We start from the raw sequence: 1,563 nt of genomic DNA on the forward strand, positions 1-1,563 counted from the left end.
CAGTCCGGTCGCGGCGGTCAGCGCGGCGCCCGGGGCGATACGGCCCGACGGCAGCGGGCGGCCAGGGCGTTCCACGGCGTCGATGTCCCGGTCCGCCCAGTCGTTGAGCGCCATGCCCGCCTCGTACAGGCACAGCGACGCGCAGACCGCGAGCGCGGTGCCCCGGTTGGGGCCGCAGCGGGCCGCGGCCGCGCCCGCCAGGGCGTCACCGGGCACGGTGAACAGGGCCGAGACCCGGAGCAGTTCGGCCCAGTCGCCTACGTTCCCCCAGCTCCCGCGCTTTCCCGCCGCCCGCGTCATGAGCGGCCCCGCAGCCGTCCGGCGAGGCCGGCCAGCGCCGCGTACTGGTCGGCGAGGGCGGCCGGGCCGCCGTCCGGGTCCTTGAAGTAGAAGCCGAGTTCGGGGAGCGGCCCGGCGAGGCCGGCCTCGTGGGCGCGGGCGGTCAGCCGGGCCAGGTCGAGGACGAGCGGTGCGGCGAGGGCCGAGTCGCAGCCCTGCCAGATGGTCTGAAGCACCATTCGGGAGCCGAGGAAGCCCTCGAAGGCGACGTGGTCCCAGGCGGTCTTCCAGTCGCCGAGCGCGGGCACGTTGTCGATGTGCAGTTGGCCGTCGGGGAGTTCGCCGAGGGTGTCGGTCAGGACCCGCGCCTTCCCGGCGTTCTTGGCCGCCGCGGCGCCCGGGTCGGCGAGGGCGGCGCCGTCGCCGCCGCCCAGGAGGTTCGTACCGGACCAGCTCCGTACGGCCAGCGCCCGCTGGGCGAACATCGGCGCGAGGACGGACCGCAGCAGCGTCTGCCCGGTCTTGCCGTCGCGCCCGGCGTACGGCAGTCCGGAGCGCTCGGCGTGCTCGCGCAACCGGGGATGGTGGAGCCCGGTGGACGGGGTGAAGTTGACGTACGGACATCCCGCGCGCAGCGCGGCGGCGGCGTAGAGGGAGCTGGGGGGCAGGGTCCCGGTGTCCTCCGGGGCCGCTTCGGTGGAGGCCACGTTGACGACGACGGCGCGGGCCAGCCCGTGCGTATGGAGGAAGTCGGTGAGGTCGGCCGCGAAGGCCGCGATCAGCTCCTCCTCACCGCGGCCGTCGCCGGGCTGCGGCCCGCCGGGGCGGACGGCCGCGTCGGCGGCGGCGAGTTCGGCGCGTACGGCGGCGGGCAGCCCATGCGGCAGCACCCCGTCGGCGGCCAGCGCCTCGGCCCGCTTGGGCAGCGGGGTCGTGGCGGTGTCATGGCCGCCGAAGACGAGGTCGGCGAGTGCGGGAAGGCCGCTGTCCGCGAACGGCGCGGTCTCGGTGACCATTCCGGTCGCCGGCTGCAACCCCGCGGCGACGGCGGCACAGCCCGCCACGGCGGTGGTGGCGACGGAGCCGCGAGCGCCGATGAGCCAGACCCCCGTACGGGGTGCGTCGCGCGGTGGGGTGATGTCGTCGGGGCGGGTGCTCACTGCTGCCTCCCGGGGGCTGGGCGTGGGTTGCGCAGGTGGTTCGGGGCGCCGCGGATCCGCAGGGGCGGCGCCGGATCGGTGGTGGCACAGGGGTGTCGTGGGCGGGCGCGGCCAAGGCCGCCCC

The 1,563-nt window shown here is 76.7% G+C and carries 1 protein-coding gene and 1 pseudogene; both read right to left on the reverse strand.

Features of this window, described 5'->3' with window-relative positions; all coding sequences use genetic code 11:
* A pseudogene (locus tag KN815_RS49015) lies at positions 1 to 252 on the reverse strand (UbiA family prenyltransferase); the annotation flags it as partial.
* Positions 253 to 296: 44 nt separating this feature from the next.
* The gene (locus tag KN815_RS49020) at positions 297 to 1,439 is read right to left on the reverse strand and encodes an inositol-3-phosphate synthase (RefSeq protein ID WP_216348191.1); all 1,143 of its coding nucleotides are present in this window, start codon (positions 1,437 to 1,439) and stop codon (positions 297 to 299) included.
* Positions 1,440 to 1,563: the final 124 nt, after the last annotated feature.

This window comes from Streptomyces niphimycinicus (genome assembly GCF_018883605.1).
Lineage (GTDB): Bacteria > Actinomycetota > Actinomycetes > Streptomycetales > Streptomycetaceae > Streptomyces > Streptomyces niphimycinicus.